This window comes from Pseudomonas brassicacearum (assembly GCF_003732175.1).
In the GTDB taxonomy this organism is placed as follows: domain Bacteria; phylum Pseudomonadota; class Gammaproteobacteria; order Pseudomonadales; family Pseudomonadaceae; genus Aquipseudomonas; species Aquipseudomonas brassicacearum_G.
Map to the genome: position 1 here is coordinate 56,009 of NZ_MOBI01000013.1, position 18,653 is coordinate 74,661.

An 18,653-nucleotide genomic window follows, 5' to 3' on the forward strand; every position below is an offset into this window, starting at 1 on the left:
CCGATTGAATGGTTTGGGGTCGCTTCGCAACCCAACGGGGGCAAGCCCCCTCACCACAAGTGTTCGTCGTTTACTCCTCGTCGCTGTCGTCCAGCTTCCAGTAGCCCACGGCTTTCACCTGATCCTGACTCAAACCCTTCTCGTCCAGCAGTACGCGGCGGATCTGTCGTGAGACTTTGGACTCTGTCGCGATCCACGCATACAACTCACCGCTCGGCATTGGCAGTTGTTGCACGGTGCTCAACAGGTGGTTTTTACCGGCTTCGCGCAAGACCCAGATCACCTTGAACTCTGCCTGGCTTTCGAGGACTTGCTGTTCGGCACCGTTTTCGATTTCCACCACCACCAGAGCGCGACGGTTGGCCGCCAGGCCTTCGAGGCGGCGGGCGATGGCAGGCAGGGCGGTCTCGTCACCAATCAACAGATAACTGTCGAACACGTCCGGCACGACCATCGACCCCCGCGGCCCACCAATGTGCAGGATCTGGCCGGGTGTGGCCTGGGCTGCCCAGGTCGCGGCCGGGCCATCGCCGTGCAATACAAAGTCGATGTCCAGCTCCAGCGTGTCCAGGTCGTAACGACGGGGCGTGTAGTCGCGCATCGCCGGCATTGGCCCGTTGTCCTTGCCAGCACCGAGCACCAGGGTTTCCAGCGCGGTGTGTTCCGCGGCGGTTTGCGGGAAAAACAGCTTTACGTGGTCGTCGGTTCCGAGACTGACGAAGCCGGCCAGTTCCGCTCCGCCGAGGGTGATCCGGCGCATGCGCGGGGTCAGGTCGACCACCCGCAGCACTTCCAGGCGACGGCGTTTGAGTTCGTGACTGACGCGGTGAATGGTTTGCACGATGACGTCGGTCATTCGGCCTTCTCCAGAACAGATTGAACGACAGGGCCATCGACGATGGCTTTGGCGGTGTTGTTGAGCAGGTCGCGCACCCGCAGGATTTCTTCCGGGCTCCAGCGGCCGTGATGCATTTGCAAGGCATGACGCAGGTTGTGCACCGCTTCGTGGATCTCGGCCGGGCGGTCTTGCCCGCGCAACGAACGCTTGCTGACCTCGATGCGCATGCGCACGCCGTCCAGGGCAATTGCCTGCTCGCTTAATGACAGACGTCCGGCGTCGGTGATGCTGTAGCGTTTTTTTCCAGCTTCGGCATCGCCGAGGATCATTTCGCTTTCTTCAAGGAAGGTCAGGGTCGGGTAGATCACGCCAGGGCTGGGGCTGTAGGCGCCGTCGAACATGCTTTCGATCTGGCGGATCAGGTCATAGCCATGGCACGGCTGCTCGGCGATCAGCGCCAGCAACAGCAGTTTCAGATCGCCGGGGGCGAATACCCGCGGGCCGCGTCCACCGCGTTCGCGGCCTGGGCCAGGGCGTTTTTCGAAGCCGTCGCGGCCTTCAGTGTGTTCTCGGTGGGCATGATGGTCTCTCATTTTTAAGTGCTCTCGTCGTATTTAGATACAACTTAAGATATATCTTATGGCTTAGGCAAGCGTCCTGGACCAACGGTCGCCCTCCTGTCGGCCTTGGGCGGCGCTTAAGACCACGCGCAATAAATGATGAGTCGATTGCTTTTTTAGAGTAATTGAACTAATTGTAAAGTTAATCTGCTGATTATTAACCGAGTGCCGGTAGTTAAGTAGTACCGGTCTTACAGAAGTTGGGTTAGTTCTTGTCTGTATGCTTTTTTAGTTAGAGCTGTGTGTAGTATTTCTCTGAGGGTAAAGAAGTTCTTTTAGTGATTTTTCAACTTTTTTCCTGTGGCTCGAAAGTCGTTGTTACTACATGTTCTTAGGAGGTTACGTACTTACTTTCTCAACGGATTTGACGATCATTCTCCGGCGTCGAAAGTTAAGCGAAATCGCCATCGCCGCATTGAGTGGCGTTCGCTTTTTCAGACTTTTCTCGGCCCAATCCTTTGAAATTGACAGGTACTTAATAATGTTCAAGAAGCTTGCAATCGCCGTTCCGATGACCCTCCTGGCTCTCAGCTCTTCGATGGCGTTCGCTGCGGAAGAAGCGCGTTCGTCCATCAACATCAGCGCTAATATCCCCACCGAAGTATTCCACGCCCAACCGGTGAATCCTGACTTCGGTAAAGATGAAAAAATGGCCTGGAACGTGATATCCGAGACCTTGAGCCCGCTGCGTGCGGCTTACGATATCCGCCACACTAACGGTTCGGTCAATGCTTACGTGGAAGGTGGTCCGCAACCCCTGTACAACGGCAACAACAACATTCCGCTGACCTACACCTTCAACGGCGTAACCTTGACCGCTTTTTCCAAAGAAGTGGTCAGCGATGCCGCATCCAACGGGGGCATGCGGGCTGATCTGGTGATTACTGCCGCCCCGCCTATTAGCACTCAGACAGGTCTTTACACGGCCAACCCAGTCGTGATCTTCGATGCCGTTCCGCGCATCTAAGTCAGTCATGACTTAAGGCTCAGCCTTATTCGTTAACACTTACCGGTCGATGGGTAATCACTGCCTGTCGATCGGGTTTCAACGCATTTATCTTCAGAGTATCCCGTTCATGTTCCCGATGACTCCCATCGCGACGGCGCTTGCCCTATGTTTTTGTGCAACCGCCCTGGCCGCGCCAGCGGACAACGGTCACACACCCCGAAGTTTGCTTGCGCAAGCCAAGGGTTTACCGAGCGAGTTCGAAGAGCACTTCTTTGATGTACCGCTGGCGGTGCGAGTGGAACTTGATCAACAGTTTCTCGGTGAAGCGATGGTCGTGTTAACCCGCGACGATCGAATCACCTTAGTTGACTTCAATGATGTCAGCGACAGCACAATCAAACCCAGCGAACGCGACATCTGGGCCCACTATCTGAAACAAGGCGTGGCGCTGGGCGCCTGCCAGGCCAACTGCCTCGAACAACTGTTGGCCGTGCACTACAGCCTCGAAAACTCGCTGGTGTCGATTCTCACGGAGAACGCCGAACGGGACGATCAGGTGCAGCAGTATTACAACCTGCCCGAAGTCGGCAGCACTGGCTTGATCCTGCGTAATCAACTGAACCTCAATGGCGGTCAGGATCAGGACCTTGGTGGCCGTTATGGCCTGGAAACCAGCAGCAGCCTGGGCAACTGGACACAGAGTTTCAACATGCAACTGGCTCGTCTGGGCGGTCCGGACGATCAGCTGTACCACGCCGTACACGAGCTCTACAGTCAGCGTGAGCTGCAAGGCAGCTTCCTGCGCCTGGGCTATTTCATGCCCAACTCCGAAGGCTTGAGCCGCCAGCCACGTTCGTTCGGCGCCAGCCCTGACACGGCGGTGGGGGTGATGTACGGCAGCTCTGACAGTCTGGCGATCGACAACCCGAAACCTGCGGTGTACCCGATTTATGTCACCGCCAATCGCCAGGCTTCGGTGGAGATCTACCGCAATGGTCTGATGATCAACACCCAGCCGGTGGACGCGGGCTTACAGACGCTGGATACCCGGCCATTGCCCGGTGGTATCTACGAAGTAGAAGTGCGTTTGATTGAAGACGGTCAGATTACCTCGACCACCCAGGAGCTGGTGTACAAGCCCAGTAACTGGCGTAACCACGATGAGCGCTGGCGCTACAACCTGTTCGCCGGTCAGGAAAGCAAACTGTGGAGTAACTGGCAGGATCAGGCTAGCGGTGAAATGACCGCTGGCGCCGCGCTCAATTACTTGTTGCACCCACGGGTGATTCTCGGGGTTTCCGGGCGTCAGGTTCGAGAGACGATGCAATACGGTTCGTCGATTGACTGGACAGTGGCCAACAACGTCAGCCTTTTCGCCAATGTCTATCAGACCAAGGACCACGGCACCGGCCTTGATGTGCAGACGATGTACAACTATGGCGCCGGCAGCCTGTTCCTGAGTCATAACCGCAGTTGGCTGGACACCACCGACATCTTTGAAACCTTGCCCGACGGTACGCGGGTGCGCCAGCGCAATGTGTTTGTCGGCCAGACCAGCAATTCGTCATTGGCGCTCAACCACCGCGTTACCAGCAAAAGCTCGGTCAATGCGCGGGTCTCGCATAGCGAGGGCAACGTTGAAGGGATGGGGCTGGATCTGGGCTGGACCCAACGCAGCACTCTGTTCGGCAACGATGCCAACTGGCGTTTTTCGATGTTTGATCGACCCGGCAGCGTCAGCAGTGGCGACTCGCGCAATCGCGGGGTCGACCTGACGCTCAGCCTGGCGCTCGGCAGCCCCGGTGAGCAGTGGTCCGGCAGCATCGGCTCACGCACTTCTCGTGAGGGTGGGCGCGACAACAATGCCTCGCTGACTTACCGCAAAGACCTGCAAGACCATGTGCTGCAGAGTGTTTCGGCTACCGCGATTTCCGACACTTACGGTCTCGGTCTGTCCGGGACCACCAGTTTCAGTACGGAGGTAGTCAATGGCGATGCGTTCGTTCAGCGCTCGTCTTTCAGTAACAACTTGACCGGCGGCTTGAACCTGGACAGCACGATTGCCACCAGCGGCAAGCACTTGGTCATGACCAACCAGCAGCAGGGCAGCGGGGCAGGGATGATCGTCGATGTGGAGTCCGATCTCGATCAAATCGCCCTGCGCGCCGATGACCTCAGCGGCGGCAGCGCCCGTCTGCGTCCGGGTCGCAATTTCATTCCGATCACCGCGTACAAGAGCAGTTCGGTGAGCTTCGACTTCGAAGGCAACCATGTGCCCGCCGCGACCATCCAGCCAGCCCGTACCAGCTATCACTTGAACAAGGGCGGCGTGGACTATCGCAAGATCCGCGTGATGAAAACCCTCACCGTCCTTGGGCGTCTGGTTGACCCCACGGGCAATCCACTCAAGGGCCATCACATCATCAACCACGCCAGCCGTGGGGTCAGCGAAGTGGACGGGTTCTTCTCGATGGAAATGAACGCCGGTTCACCGACCCTCGAAGTGCGGCATGGCAATCAGTTGCTGTGTCAGTTCCGGCTGGACCCGAGCCGTGGACGTACTGAAAACAATGTGTTGATGATCGGGGATTTGCGCTGCACGCCGGACACGCTGGCAGATGTTGGCGATGCCGTGCAGAGCGCCGGTTGATGTGTGTTGCTCAATCTCTGGAGTCCGCAAAATGATGAGCTTATTCACTGCGCCATGGCGGACGGCAAGAACGATATTCATCACTGCCTGCCTGGTTGTCACGCCGTTGCAGGCGGAAGCGGTGGTTAAGCAGATCACCGCCACTTTCAACCCCGATCCAAGCAATCCGCAGAACAATGAATTCAGGAATACGACGCGTAATGAAGGATTCTGCACTTCCCAACCAGCCACCTGTTTGGCTCACAATATTTTCAGTCTGCGCTCACATGTCGTAGGTGTTGAGTCCACCGGCCCCATCCAGCCCAACCACACAGACGTACGACAGGGCGCGATGATCAAGACGCCAGCCGCGTGGCGAACGTTGCCAGTGTTGAACCGCGAAACGGGCGAAGCGACCACAGTGGAAGTTCGCATTGCCGGGATGGGCGCTGTTTATCGGCTTAGCGACGACGTGAGGGATATCACGGGCGAACCGGATATGTACCAGTCCCATCGAGTGTTGTGGGCAACCGATGATTGGCGACATGCGCCCAGTCCCTGCGTAGCAATCGGCCCTATAAGCCATCACGGTACCACGGGCTTCGGATTTTTCTGGCTGACCCCCACAGAAGCGGTGTGTGCCAAACAGACGAAATTTCTTATTCCCGGTTTCAGTTATCGGTATCTGGATTTCACCTACGAACTGCGCACGCCGAATCCGCTGAAGATGTCCTCGGGTGTCTACCAGGGCACGCAGGTCTACACCATCGGTCCCGGTGGCGACTTCGATCTGGGCGATGTCGTCGTGGCCGCGGACGGGCTCATCCAGCTCGACTTCACCCTGACCGTCGAACACACCCTCAAAGTCGAAATTCCGCCGGGCGGCAACCGGATTGAACTGGTGCCACAAGGCGGCTGGCAAGCCTGGCTGCAACAAGGCCGAAAACCAACGCGGTTATTCAGGGATCAAACATTCAATATTTCAGCGAGTTCGCGCTTCAAGATGAAACTTGAATGTGAATACACCCAGGACGGCAAAACATGCTCTTTGCGAGAGCCGGTGACCGGTCATGTCGTACCGCTGAACGTCAGCGTCAGTCTTCCCCATGGCGTGTCCGATGTTGGCGGTCTACCCGTCAATCGTAGGCCATTGCTGCGTGATGGCAGCGGCACTGAACTGTTCCAGCCGGGTTTTTATGTCGACCGCAAACCGGGAACCCTGCACATCGAAATTCCTTCAAGCGAAGTGGCAGAGATGATTCGTCCCGAATCACAACGGCAGTACTCGGGAAGTGTGACGGTTATCTGGGATTCAGAGGTTTAGTGCGTCGCAGCATTGCAGCATTCATTCAAGGAGGGACAGGACTATGAAACGCCTGGTGGCATTATTTGGTTTTTGCTTATTTACCCAGACGGCTCACGCCGGCCCGAGCATCAATGTCGGGACCGTGTATGACTATCTGGACGGGGACAAAAGTACTTACTTGAAACGCGTGTTCAACGGGGGTGACAGCACCGCGTTCGTCAAGGTCAATATTCTCGAAATTATTTATGACGCCGATGGCAGCGCACGGGAAGAGCCGCTCAAAACCCAGGCCGACGCGACCGCCCGTGATGGCTTGATGGCCAGCCCGGCCCGATTGATCGTGCCGGCCAATGGCATGCAGGGCACGCGCCTGTTGTATATGGGCGAGCGTGAGAAAGAGCGGTATTTCCGGGTGCGTTTCGTACCGGTGGTTCCGGAGAAGGAAGATGAGTTCGCCGTCTCCAGCGAAGACCGTGAAGAATACAAGAAAGGCCTGTCCGCCGGGGTCAATGTGCTGGCCGGGTACGGCACGGTATTTTTCGTGCGCCCCAAGGAAACCCGTTTCGACAGCGCGATCGAGAACGACGCGCGCAACTACCGGATTCGCAACAACGGCAACAGCGTGGTGGTGATCGATGAGTTCAAGGACTGCGCGGTGAAAAACGAGCAGGACTGCCAGCCGACGACCAAGCATCACATCCTCGCGGGCCGGACCTTTCAGTTCGAGAAACAGGCCGGTCGCGAATACCGCTTCACTCTGGTTGAAGGCGAGAAAAGCAAAAAACTCGACGTGAAGGGATAACGCCAGGTGATGAGCATGTTCAAAAAACTGACTGTCGTGCCTTTGTCGGCTGTTGCCCTGTGGGCATGTACTTCGGCGTTTGCAGCCCGCGAGGTGCATCACTTCGAGGTGTTCGTGACGGTCCCGAGCCAGGCGTTCTACGTCATTCCGGCGGACTCTGGCTGGATACATCGTGAGCAGCAACTGCCGTGGAATCTGGTGACGTCGACCTTGGGCGGCTTGCGCAAGTATTTCGATGTCAAGAATGAAGCCGGTTCGATCAAGGCCCGGCTTGAAGGCAGGCCTTATCTGTCCAACGGCACCGATGCCCATGACATTGGCTTGCGTGTTCTGTTCAACGGCACGTTATTGAGCGAGCTGGAAAGCAGTGAAGTGGTTTCTCTGAGCGATGCCGCCCTGGGTAAACGGGTTTTGCTGGAAGTCATACCCGTGCCGCCCGTCGATGGGGTTTATAAACCCGGCAATTACTTTGGCAGCGTCAATATGACTTTTAATGCGGTGTTACCGAAATGATGAGCTTATTGAGCGGGCGACTGGCCCGGACACTGAGTGGCTGTGTATTGAGCAGTCTGGTGTGCGCTGTGTTTGCAATGCAGGCGCAAGCGGTGGTGCTGGACATTGAGGCGGTGTTCGAGCCCGACTCGGCGAAGCCGCAAAAAAATGAATTCGTCAATAAAACACCCTCTGTGGGTTTCTGTAATCAGGTCCCGGCGGCCTGTGCACCCTTTAACCTTTTCAGTCTTCGTGCGCCCATTTTATTCACGGCCAATGCGCCGATTCTGGCCAATCATGCCGACCCTCGCCAGGGCGGCATGACCCGGGTTCCCTCGGAATGGAGAGACGTGCGCGTTACGCATGAGTCAGGTGATTCCAAAGTGCTTTCCATACGGATCGGCGGTATTGGTCACGAAGCGTCAATTCCCCGCACCGTCACCGAATTAACCGGGGGTGGAGGGTGGGACAATTTGTGGAGCGGCGGAGGCTGGGTGTATGCTCCGGCTCCTTGCCAAGGGGTTGGTTGGTATACCAGTGGACCTCATGGTTACAACAGTTTCTGGAGAGTCCCGGTGGGGGCGGGCGTGTGCAGCAAGAAGGCGCTCTTCGACATTCCGATGTCCTTTGGGTATCGGTATTTCGTTTTCGCTTATGAACTGCGAACACCTGACCCGCTGGACATGGTGGCGGGTAAATACACCGGTTCTATTAACTATATGGTCGGCCCTCATCAGGATTTCGATATGGGCGATGTCATGATTCCAAGTGACAACCAACTGACCCTCAACTTCTCTCTGGATGTTCGGCATACGCTCAAGGTCGAGATTCCACCCGGTGGCAATCGCGTCGAACTGGTCCCTCAGGGGGGGTGGCAGGCCTGGCTGACTCAGGGGCGCAAGCCAACGCGGCTGTTTCGCGATCAGACGTTCAATATTTCGGCATCGAGTCGTTTCAAGATGCTCGTGGAGTGCCAGATTCCGGGGCTGTTCGATTGCATGATTCGTGACCCGGTTTCACAACGCGCAGCCACGGTGCAGCTCAGTGTCAGCCTGCCCAGCGGCTTGACGAACCTCAGCGGGCAACCGGTCAAACGTCATCCGTTGCACGTGGGCGAGGTGAGTGCGCAAGCATTCAAACCCGGGTTTTATGTGGATCGGGCTCCAGGTGTTTTGCACTTCGAAATTGCACGCTCTTACGTGGACTACATGTTGAAACCCGGCGTAGCGGCCAACTATTCCGGGAGTATCACGGTGATCTGGGACTCCGAAGTGGGATAACCGTGAGGCGCGAACCGGTTTGCATGTAACGCCCTGAAAGCTGCTCCGCGAGCCTTCAGGGCGGGTTACCTCTACACGGCCTTGTGCAACGCCTCGCGCGTCAACCGCCTGCTCAGCTGCTTCTCCTCGTAGCCGATGTCGTTCAACAACCTGCCATAGGCCTCATCGGTCATGTCTTCATTGGTGAGTACAACGCTGTCGTCGACGTTAAGTTGCCTGGCGAGGTCCTGGACGCGCTGTTTGAGTGCCCGTCGTTGCGCAATCTGCATGCCTTTGGAACGGGCCCAGGCGTGTTGAGCTTCGCGCAACTCATCCAGCAGGTCGGTCTTGTTTTCGTACAGTCGGGTATTGCGCCTGAATTCGATCGGGTAGGTGTTGCGCAGGTATTTCTCCCAGAAGGGTTGCTCGATCATTTCATTGATCAGTCCATCGCCACTCTCCATCGATGTCACCGTGTCATAGGCGGTATCGAGCATTTCTTTGTTCACGCCGGCCCATTCCACGTAAACCATCCTTTCGGACTGCCAGGGTAGCCCGAGACGCTGAGCAAGCCCGATCTCAAAACCGAGGAATACCTCAACCTCATCGCCGCCCCCTCGCTTGGCGAATTCAGCACGTGCAATGTCATCCACCCGCGCGAGACGAGCGGCGCCTTTGGCCAGGGTCACCAACCTGCTTTCAAGGATCGCGCCCGACGTCGATAAGGCATAGGCTTCGGACGCGAGCACCTTGATGCCCATATGGTTGAACACCTGGGCCCCTGCATCAGCGCAGGTGGTAGGCGCTGTCGCCATCTCGAACAGTTCCTTGCGTAATTCGCTGTCCAGATCAATGGCCTCGATCATTCGCCATACCCGGCTGCTGAGCTGTCTGCGCATTTCCCCGCCGGCCCGGTAATCGGCCGAGAGGGTCTGCTTCTGGATCAGCAAGAAAAAACCCTCAGAATCAGGTTCGGTCATCAAGTCGTGCCAGGCTTCTTGCCGGAAGGTGCCCAGCCCGGAGACCTCGGCACTCCACCATTGAGAGTCGTCGTTCATTGGCCATTGGGCCATCGCATCGGTAGCGGCGTCGGTATAGAGCTGCTTGGGAGAAATGCCGACCGAGCGCCGATACTCTTTGAAAATGACCAGATTTACCTCTGAAAGATCCTTTTCGTACAAACGGGTTCGCGCCACGATGAATGCATCCTCCGAGCCGGGTACGACGGTCGGAATTTTACTGATCGGGTTCTCCTGCAGATCCAGAAAAAAACCACGCGGTCGACGCTTGCTGACGGGTGCGAAGAGGCCGTCGGGCCACGTGGTTGCGCCCGTGTTGCTCAAACTCAGGATGCTCAGCTTGGGCATGCGTTCAACGTTCGGTAACCTCGTCAATTGCGGGTTGTCATCGAGCCTGAGCGTTTCCATGTGGGTCAGGTTTTTCAGATGTTCGACAGCCGAGGGTGTCAACGTGATTTCGTTGTTCATCAGACGCAACGTTCGAAGATAGTGCATCTTGCCAACATCCTCAGGCAGCTGCGTCAGCCCGCAACTCCTGGCACTCAGTTGCCGAAGATGGGGGAAGTCCTTCAACAGCCCCGTAGAGGTTGCGGAAAAGGTCGCGCGGTCCAGGTTCAAGGTGCTGACCTGATCGAGGTAGTGCTTGATATCCGGCAGCTCTTTCCACCAGCGTTCGAGATCAAGAACATCGAACTCTGTTGACAGATCCAGCGCATAGCCGCCGTCGACGGTGGTACTGCGTTCGCCGAAGACAGTGGGTTTTCTTTTAAAACAATCGACGAGCCGTTCGCAAATGTGCAGACCGCCACCATTCACGAACCCCTGACGATCCGGCCCCCACGTATCAGGTTGCTGGTATCGCCACCGATGGAGCAACACGCGAAGGTCATCCAGTTCACGGTCCAGTCTCGTCAGTGTCTGATGCCCTTGCTCTTGCGAGCCCAGGGATCGAACGAAGGTATTGACCTCCCTGTCGTTGAAGTGGGGGTACAGGTCCTGCACCCGTTCGGTGAGCGTGGCTGCTGTGATGGAAAAGCCGGGACCGCGTAACAGCAGCATGTCTTCATGGTCAGCCAACGGACGGATCGGCGGTGCGGCGAGCGCTGTGCGGCGTTCGGCAGGCGTCTCGGTCTTGACCATCACCCATTGCTTGAAAAATGCACCCTGGCCAGGCCGATAACCCAATTGCGTTTGTTGGTTTTTCGGCAAGGCCTTGAGCACGGCTTCGAAAAAGTCAGTGGCTTCATGCAGTTTGTGGTTCTCAGCGTCCCAGACTTCGAATCGGTTCATGTCATCCCTGACCAGCAGCCGGACCGTCGATGCGTCCTGCGCACCCACACTGCCGCGCAGTGGTCCGGCATCGCTGCCTTCGCGAACCTCGATGCGCAATTGCGCAAACGTATCGGTATGAATCCTGAGCGCATTCAGCACCAGGCTTTCGGTTTCGGGCACCCACTGCGCCCCATCGTGAAAGCCTTCGTACGCATGGTTGGTCCGGGCTTCGAAGGCCGCTTCACGCGCGCGGATCTTGAGGTTCAACGGTAGGCGTTGCTCCTGAGTCATGCGGTTGAGGTCTGCACCCTCGCTACTGCTCAACAACGTCTGTGCCGCTCGGGACGGCAGTTGCGGAAATGCCTGGCGAATGAGCCGGACCCGCGGATCGTTGGACGCTTCTGCCCCCTGATACAGCTGATTGACGATATCGGCGTTCAGGCGATTCGCTTCGTCCGCCAGACGATTACGCAGCGCTTGCACCCGATTGTTTTTGGCGATTGGTCCACCGAGCACGGCTTGCAGCTCTTCTTCGCTGAGGAACTCGACCAGGCTTGGCGCAAACCGGTCGCTCAGGAGGTGGGACAGACTGGTGGAAAGGGTTTGCTCGTCGGTCGCGTCGGCATTGCCGTACTGGCGGAACCGGCCGGTCATGTCGGTGTTTTCATAGACCCTCAGGGCTTTATCCGAAGGCCAGCCGTCCAGGTAAGTCGCCAGCGGTTCAAACCAGTAAGAAGATGAGTCCAGAGGCAGGCCTGTTCGAATTCGTTCAATGGCTTGTCGGGTCTGGCGCTGGATGTTCAAACGTTTGAGGCTGTCGTCCAGTAACGGTGGCGGGGCCGTATTGTCGACGTACATCCGGCGCAACGCACCGTCTTCGGTGCCGCTGGCGAGGCGAACGTGGTCGAGTTCTGCATCGCTGAAACCGTCCACGGAGTGGCCGAGACGACGCATCAGTGTCGGGTTCTCCCACGCGCGCGGATTTTCGCCTTCGTGGGTCCAGGCACCGAGACCGTTGTGTTTCAACTCTGGTAAATAGGTGTTGGAACGGTGTGGATGCTTGACGCGATAGCTGCCCGTTTTCGGGTCTTGCTGCACGGCGTAATGTTTTTCATCCAGCGGCAGAATGTCCTGGCCTTCGTGGGAGTGAATACCCAACGCGTCAGGCCTGGAGTTGGCCGGTAACGTGTAATCGGGCAGTTCGTAAGGTTTGAGATCGGGGGGCCACAGGCGGGGCTGGCCGTTGGGCAGTTCCACTGGTTTCATGCCTTCGATCAGCGGCGAGAGTTTCAAGCGAGCGAACTGGCCAATCTGCGCGCCCGCCGCAAATGCCGCCAGCTGAACGACGTCGGTCACCACGCCTACGATATGCTCGGCGGCTTCGATCCACAGGCCTTCGGTCAGGTCCACGACAAACTCGATGACGTCGCTGGCAATCTGGTAAGCGGTGTAGGCCATCATCAATTCTCCCAGGCCCGGGACGAAGGGGGTGGCGATCATCAGCGCGACGTTGAAGAGGTCCGAGACTATTTTTTTGAAATTGTCCCACCAGGCCCAACGGGCGTTGCGATCGGTATCGGCGGTGGACACGGCGATGTGTCGGGCGTCATTGAGGATCTTGTTCAGTTTTTGCTGGTAAAGGTACTCCCAGAATTCGCCGGTGATCGGTTCGGCACTGAATTGCAGATGGGGGGCGGTCACCGGGACTTCCCTCCAGCTAGGCCTCTGGTCCAGCGGCTCTTTCTGATGCCATTTCACCTCGAACAGGCGTTGTTGCAGCCCGCCGAAAAAATGCCCCCGCTCTTGCTGATCGACGAACCGACTGAAGTACTGCTGGTAAGTCATTCCTGTGGACGATATGACGTCGTTGTCGCGCAGCTGGCAAGTCAGTTCATTCATGAAAGCGACGGTTGACGGGTATTCTTTCAGTGGATGCTCAGGGTCCTGCGGGACATAAGCGAACACTGGCGTAACGTCGCGGATCTTTTGTTCCGGGCTCGGTGTAATCAACACGATTCCGGTCAGGAGGTTGTCCAGGATGGACAGTTCGGCGAACTGCATCACCCGGCCTTTGCGGGTGAGGTTGCGCTGGCCATCGAGCATCATCAGGATCAGGTCGCGAGCGTCGGCGTCAATGTCGCCGGTCATCACCGCCTGTTGCGCAGCCGCTTTAAAGGCGGCTTTCTGGCTCTCGACAATGTTGAGTTTCAAAAAGCTCTGTGCAAGGCCGTCACTGGGCAGCAACTGTTCTTCGAGGTATTGGGTATAGCGCGCACCAATGTCCAGTTCGCGGCACAGGGTCTGGAACTGGGCGATGGACATTTTGCGTTTGATCGGCAGGATGTCGAAGTGCCCGCGAGCATCGGGCTGGCTGATGAAGTCGGAGTCTGGCTCACAGGTTTCAGTACGCGCGAAGTTGTGTAAGGCGGCGTCCAGCAGCGAGACGGTTCGGGTGACAACGCCGCCGGACGTGTTGATGACATACCAAGGGCGATCCTTGGGTAGATAAAGGTGCAAGTAAGTGGTTCTGACATTGGTATTGACGCCGAACTGTTTTATCAGTGCATGGGTGAGTATGGGTTCTGCGAACTCATAAACGTCTTGTAACTTATCAATAAACCGGTCCACCTTGTTTTGAGAGGACCAGAGTTTAAGGTTGGCCTCTTGTAACAACGTGTGATCGAAGTCTGTGGCTGTCGTTATCCATGGCGCAGCCCGTGTTTTTGTGAGGCTAAGCTCCCGAACCCTTTGCAATGAAGTGTTCTTGAAAGCGGGGTGGATCCGGCTCTTGATGAAGTCGTAATGGCGGCCTTTATTATCGCTCGCCTCCAGTGACTGGCGAGCAGAGATACTTCCTTGTAAGTCAGACATGCTTTTAATAAACCTTGAGTCTTTATCGGGGGTATCAGCCTAACTCCCGGGGCTCAAAGTAAAAGTCTGAAATTCAACTGTTAAACAGGTGTTCGCGCGGATAAGGCATTGAAATTTACAATGCCGAAAACAACTAATTACTACCTTCCTTTAATGTTCTGCTTCATCAGCGCTGCGCTACGTTGACAGGCAGACACAGCGTGTTGCTCCCCGGTTGCAGATACGGTGTGAGAATCGGTGCCATCCCTTTAAGTACCTGCACCGGCAAGGCCGAGGTGAATTTAAAGGATTCGGCCGAGGCGCCAGGCACGAAGGCGGTAAGGGTGCCGAAGTGATGCTCGCCAATGTAGAACACGAACGTGGCGGTGCGGTTGATCGATTTCGAGCTCAGCACCCGTCCGCCGGAACCGAAGGCTTCAATGCGGTTGTCACCGGTGCCGGTCTTGCCGCCCATGGCCAGCGGGGTGCCGTTTGGCAGTTTGAACGTACCGGCGACCCGCTTGGCGGTACCGGCGTCGACCACTTGCGACAACGCTTCGCGCATCGCCGTCGCCACTTCGGACGGCATCACGCGTTTGCCTTTGTCCGGGTCATTGATCACCGTTGTTTCATACGGCGTGCCGGCGGCGAAATGCAGGCTGTCGATGCGCAGGGTCGGCATCCGCACGCCATCGTTGAGGATCGTCCCGATCAGCTCTGCCAGAGCCGCTGGCCGATCGCCGGAGCTGCCGATGGCGGTGGCCAGTGACGGCACCAGGTGGTCGAACGGGTAGCCGACTTTCTGCCAGCGCTGGTGAATGTCGAGGAAGGCTTCGATCTCCAGCATGGTCCGGATGCGGCTGTCGCGGGCACTCTTGTGCCGGCTCTTGAACAGCCAGCTGTAGACTTCCTGACGCTCGAATTCACTGGCTTTGACGATCTGGCTGAACTTGGCGTCGGGGTGGTTCAGCAAGTAGCCCATCAGCCACAGGTCCAGAGGGTGGACCTTGGCGATGAAGCCTTGATCGGGCAGGTCAAAGGCGCCTGGTCCGTAGGTTTTATAGAGTTTCTCCAGGCGCTCGTCAGTGAGTTTTTCGTTGAGCTTGCCGGCGGTTCTGTCGATATTCTTATCGGTGTTTTTGGCCGTTTTCAGGTGTGCGCGCACAAAGCTGTTGAAGCTTTCCTGACTGGCTTCGGGCAGCAGGTAACGGTGCACCGCGGCCAGACGAATCGCCGTCGGGTGCATGCTGTCGAGGAAGGTCTCGAGGCGAGCCTGGGTGTCCTTCTTCTGGTACTTCTTCCAGAAGCGCAGTAAAAACGCGGTGCCTTCGTGGTCGGCGAATTGCGCCAGATACTCCTGGCGCCGCGGGTTGTCATCGTCATTGAGCAACTGGCCGCTACTGTTGGGCCCCGAGTAAGTGCTGTAGCGCACCAGGTCGCGCATCAGGCGAATGAACGGCAGGTTGATCGATTCGCGCAGGGCGTCGCGCAGGGTCGGGCTGCGGCCGTTGTCTTCCTTGCGGAAGTTGTGAAAGGTGTGCAGGCCGCCGCCGGTGAAAAATGATTCGCCGGGGTTGGCCGAGTACGTACGGTTGAGCGCAGCATCGAGCATTTTCGGCAGGCTGCGGTCGGTGTTCTGGATCAGGTAATCGACGGCCCAGCGAGAAATCACGTCCTGCTCGGGGACAGCGGTTTTTTTCAGCACGGCCGGTGGCTGGTCGCCATAACGGTCGTGCAGTTCGGAGATGATTTGCAGGTAGGAGGTCAATACCCGCAGTTTGGCGGTGGAGCCCAGTTCCAGTTTGCTGCCTTCGTTGATGTCGAAGGGCTGATCGGTGCTGTCGGTCTGCACGCGCACCCGCGAGCCATCGGGGGTGCGCTCGAACAGGGTGAAGCTGTAACGCACCTGGGTCGTGCTGGTGGGGGTCAGCAAGTGTTCGCCGAGCAGGCCCAGTTGCGCCGCGTAGGTCGGGTCGGCCAAATGCTTGAGGTACGCGGTGGCCTTGGTTTGCAGGTCGTACTGCAAGGTGCTGGTGGCCGACAGGTCAAGGCGATCGAGGTCATACAAAGGACGATTGAGCAGGGCGGCCAGCCGACTGCGCGCCACACTGATGCCCTTGTTGGATTCAATCGGTTGAATGGTCGGCTGTTGTTGCCAGTCGCGGTAGGTCACCTTGCTGGCCAGTGCGGCAGCGGCCAGCGGGTCGTCGATCACAGCGTTTTGTGCGAGCAGGCGGATGTGGCTGTCGGTGAGTTCTGCCAGTTCGTCACGGCCATTGGCCAAGTAGTGTGAAGGCCGACGCTGGGCGATCATCAGCGACAGTACCTGACGCAGGGCCAGACCGCGTTGAGACAGACTCAGCGGGTCACTGGCAACACTCGTCAGGGCTTTATTGACCTGATTGAAATCGGCGCCGTACCACACGCGCAGCCCTTCGGCCATGCCATGCACTTCACCATGGCCGGGCACCGCCGACAGCGGCACGCTGTTGAGGTAATCGCGCACGATGTTTTGACGAGCCGTGAGGGTTTGCGGGCCATCTTGATAAGCGCGCACGCTGGCGGAAATCATCTGACGGATTTTCTCGCTGCCCGACACCGTGAGGCCATCGGGTGAGTGGCGGTATTTTTCCAGCTGAGTGGCCAGGGTGCTGCCACCGGCAGTCTGACCGGGCAGGTGCAGCAGTTTGGCGATTTGCGACCAGGCTGCCTTGCCAAAACGCGGCCAGTCCACAGCGGGGTTTGCCAGGGGTTGTTTGGGGTCGAGCAGGTCGCGGTTCTCGATGAACAGCAGGCTGTGCACCACCAGCGGCGGGATCGCGGCAAAGCTCGAATACAGCTGCTGCGGATAGTTGTACTGATACAAGGGCAAGGCGCGGCAGTCGGTAATGGATAAACCGGCCTGGATTTTTTCCGCGTAGGGCACGAAGAAGCCCTTTTCGCTGTAGTTGAACAGTTTCGGTGAGAAACGGGTTTGCGCGGAGATCATGTAGCCACGCTTGAGCAAGCGCGGCAAAAACTCACCCAGAGAACTGTAGCCCAGGCGCTTGTCGAAAGGCCCGGCACCCGGATAGAAAATTGAATCGCTGGGCCCTGGTTGCATCGAGTAACTCAGCGATGCAGCAAACTGGCTGAATTCGCGCGCCTGCAGTTTCGAGGTGCGCATTTCCTTGGAGGCTGCCCAACCGAGCGCAACCAGAATAATCAATAACAGCAACCAGAACAGTCGCCAGCCATAACGAGGACGGCGAGGTTTTTTCGGTGAAGGCGCTTCTTCCACGTTGTCAGTTGGCACAACAGCTTCACTCGAATCGGATTGCCACAAAGCGCCCATAGTCGATTGATCCATTTACGCAGATTGATCGGACTTGACTGAAGCTTAGACGCTGGTTGGAACCGGTGAAAAATTTGTGAATGCAGAATTTATGACGATCGTCTGATCGTGATCCTGTGGCGAGGGGGCTTGCCCCCGCCGGGCTGCGGAGCGGCCCCAAAACCTGCATCCCCAGCTCTTCAGGCACACGGTGTGTAACCGATCAGCGACTGCTGCGCAGCCGAACGGGGCGGTGCGGCGTTCCGACAAGCCCCCTCGCCACGGGTTCTGTGTTTGGTTCCGGATTCAGATGTTCACAGCCAGCTTGCATCCCAAAGCGGATAATCGCCGATGTTTTCCACCAGTCCTGCTCGCAATGGGTTGGCGACGATGTATCGGGCGAAAGGGAGCAGGTCTTCACCGTCGCGTATTGCCCTGTCGTGGTAACCGCTTTGCCAGAGTGGTCCGTGCCGTCTCAGGGTTTTGTTCACTATCAGGGTGCAACGTGACTTAGTAGATCCGACCACGTGACTCAGTTTGTGATCTTGCAGTTCCAGTAACCAATGAAAGTGATCGGGCATTACTACCCAGGCCAATGAACTTGCCTGGCCTTGGTCGTGAGCTCGTCGCAGTTCAGCGACAAGCAGGCGTCCTATCCGCCAATCGGAAAATATGGGTTGGCGATTGTGAATGACTGCAGTGATGAGATATGCGCGTCCAGCTTCGGAGTGTCGACCGAGTCGCAGGCGGTGAGAGTTTGGTTGGCTTGGCAATCCATTGCCTCCTGAGTTCATCTTTGTGATTAACGCTAGCGTTCTATTGGCGGTTCCGGCGCTCTGCCTGTTGCGGAATATTCTGAATCCAAAGCAGGACTCATTGTGGCGAGGGGGCTTGCCCCCGTCGGCGGGCCCGCGTTCGGGCGCAGCAGTCGCAGGTAAATGACATGCGGTGTAGCCGATGGAATGGGAATACCGGTTTGGGGCCGCTTCGCAGCCCAGCGGGGGCAAGCCCCCTCGCCACAGGATGCCCTTCAGTATTGAGTTAGGGGTGAAAGGTACGAGATAGAGCCATCAAGCCGGTAAATACGGCCTAGGTAGGGGCATGACGCCGCACCATTGTTGTGCAATACTCGGTGCCGCTTCGCTGGCGAGTTCAAGGCTGAATCCCAGGTAATGCCCCTCCGCAAGGACCGCTTTTGCCGAGAGTTCTGGCTGAATCTTGTCGTTTATATAGTGAAAAGCCCTGCATGGGGCTTTTTATACTGCACGCCCCGCTGATCTTGCAGGTTTTGTCCTACAAGACGG

Annotated in this window: 11 protein-coding genes; 6 read left to right on the plus strand and 5 right to left on the minus strand. The window is 57.3% G+C overall.

Annotation, left to right across the window (positions count from 1 at the left end; all coding sequences use genetic code 11):
* Positions 1-70 precede the first annotated feature (70 nt).
* Both BK658_RS11070 and BK658_RS11075 read right to left on the minus strand, forming a co-directional pair.
* Positions 71-856, minus strand: a complete 786-nt coding sequence (locus tag BK658_RS11070) for a siderophore-interacting protein (RefSeq protein ID WP_123582315.1) — start codon at positions 854-856, stop codon at positions 71-73.
* A complete protein-coding gene (locus BK658_RS11075) occupies positions 853-1,431 on the minus strand; it encodes a PadR family transcriptional regulator (protein ID WP_123582316.1) in 579 nt (192 codons plus the stop codon). Before BK658_RS11075 ends, BK658_RS11070 begins: the two co-directional genes overlap by 4 nt.
* A gap of 508 nt (positions 1,432-1,939) precedes the next feature.
* On the opposite strand from BK658_RS11075, the gene BK658_RS11080 reads away from it, so the two are divergent.
* From BK658_RS11080 to BK658_RS11105, 6 genes are all read left to right on the plus strand, one after another.
* Entirely contained in the window at positions 1,940-2,425 is a 486-nt protein-coding gene (locus tag BK658_RS11080) for a CS1 type fimbrial major subunit (protein ID WP_123582317.1), read from the plus strand.
* A gap of 109 nt (positions 2,426-2,534) precedes the next feature.
* Positions 2,535-5,057 (plus strand): CS1-pili formation C-terminal domain-containing protein, encoded by a 2,523-nt coding sequence (locus BK658_RS11085; protein ID WP_123582572.1) that lies wholly within the window; start codon positions 2,535-2,537, stop codon positions 5,055-5,057.
* A 34-nt stretch (positions 5,058-5,091) separates the two neighbouring features.
* The gene (locus BK658_RS11090; protein ID WP_123582573.1) at positions 5,092-6,360 is read left to right on the plus strand and encodes a hypothetical protein; all 1,269 of its coding nucleotides are present in this window, start codon (positions 5,092-5,094) and stop codon (positions 6,358-6,360) included.
* A gap of 43 nt (positions 6,361-6,403) precedes the next feature.
* Positions 6,404-7,144: a molecular chaperone gene (locus BK658_RS11095; protein ID WP_123582318.1), complete on the plus strand. Its 741-nt coding sequence runs from the start codon at positions 6,404-6,406 to the stop codon at positions 7,142-7,144.
* A gap of 15 nt (positions 7,145-7,159) precedes the next feature.
* Complete coding sequence (locus BK658_RS11100; protein ID WP_123582574.1) at positions 7,160-7,657, plus strand: CS1 type fimbrial major subunit; 498 nt, start codon at positions 7,160-7,162, stop codon at positions 7,655-7,657.
* Positions 7,654-8,916 carry a hypothetical protein gene (locus BK658_RS11105; RefSeq protein ID WP_123582319.1) on the plus strand — a complete coding sequence of 421 codons (1,263 nt, stop codon included), beginning with the start codon at positions 7,654-7,656 and terminating at the stop codon, positions 8,914-8,916. Before BK658_RS11100 ends, BK658_RS11105 begins: the two co-directional genes overlap by 4 nt.
* Before the next feature lie 71 nt (positions 8,917-8,987).
* Here the strand turns inward: BK658_RS11105 and BK658_RS11110 are convergent, their stop codons facing one another.
* The 3 genes from BK658_RS11110 to BK658_RS11120 all read right to left on the minus strand — a co-directional run bounded on the left by BK658_RS11110 (position 8,988) and on the right by BK658_RS11120 (position 18,122).
* Entirely contained in the window at positions 8,988-14,057 is a 5,070-nt protein-coding gene (locus BK658_RS11110) for an NEL-type E3 ubiquitin ligase domain-containing protein (protein ID WP_123582320.1), read from the minus strand.
* Positions 14,058-14,223: 166 nt separating this feature from the next.
* Complete coding sequence (locus tag BK658_RS11115) at positions 14,224-17,370, minus strand: transglycosylase domain-containing protein (protein WP_123582321.1); 3,147 nt, start codon at positions 17,368-17,370, stop codon at positions 14,224-14,226.
* Between the two features lie 293 nt (positions 17,371-17,663).
* Positions 17,664-18,122 carry an REP-associated tyrosine transposase gene (locus BK658_RS11120; protein WP_123582322.1) on the minus strand — a complete coding sequence of 153 codons (459 nt, stop codon included), beginning with the start codon at positions 18,120-18,122 and terminating at the stop codon, positions 17,664-17,666.
* Positions 18,123-18,653 lie beyond the last annotated feature (531 nt).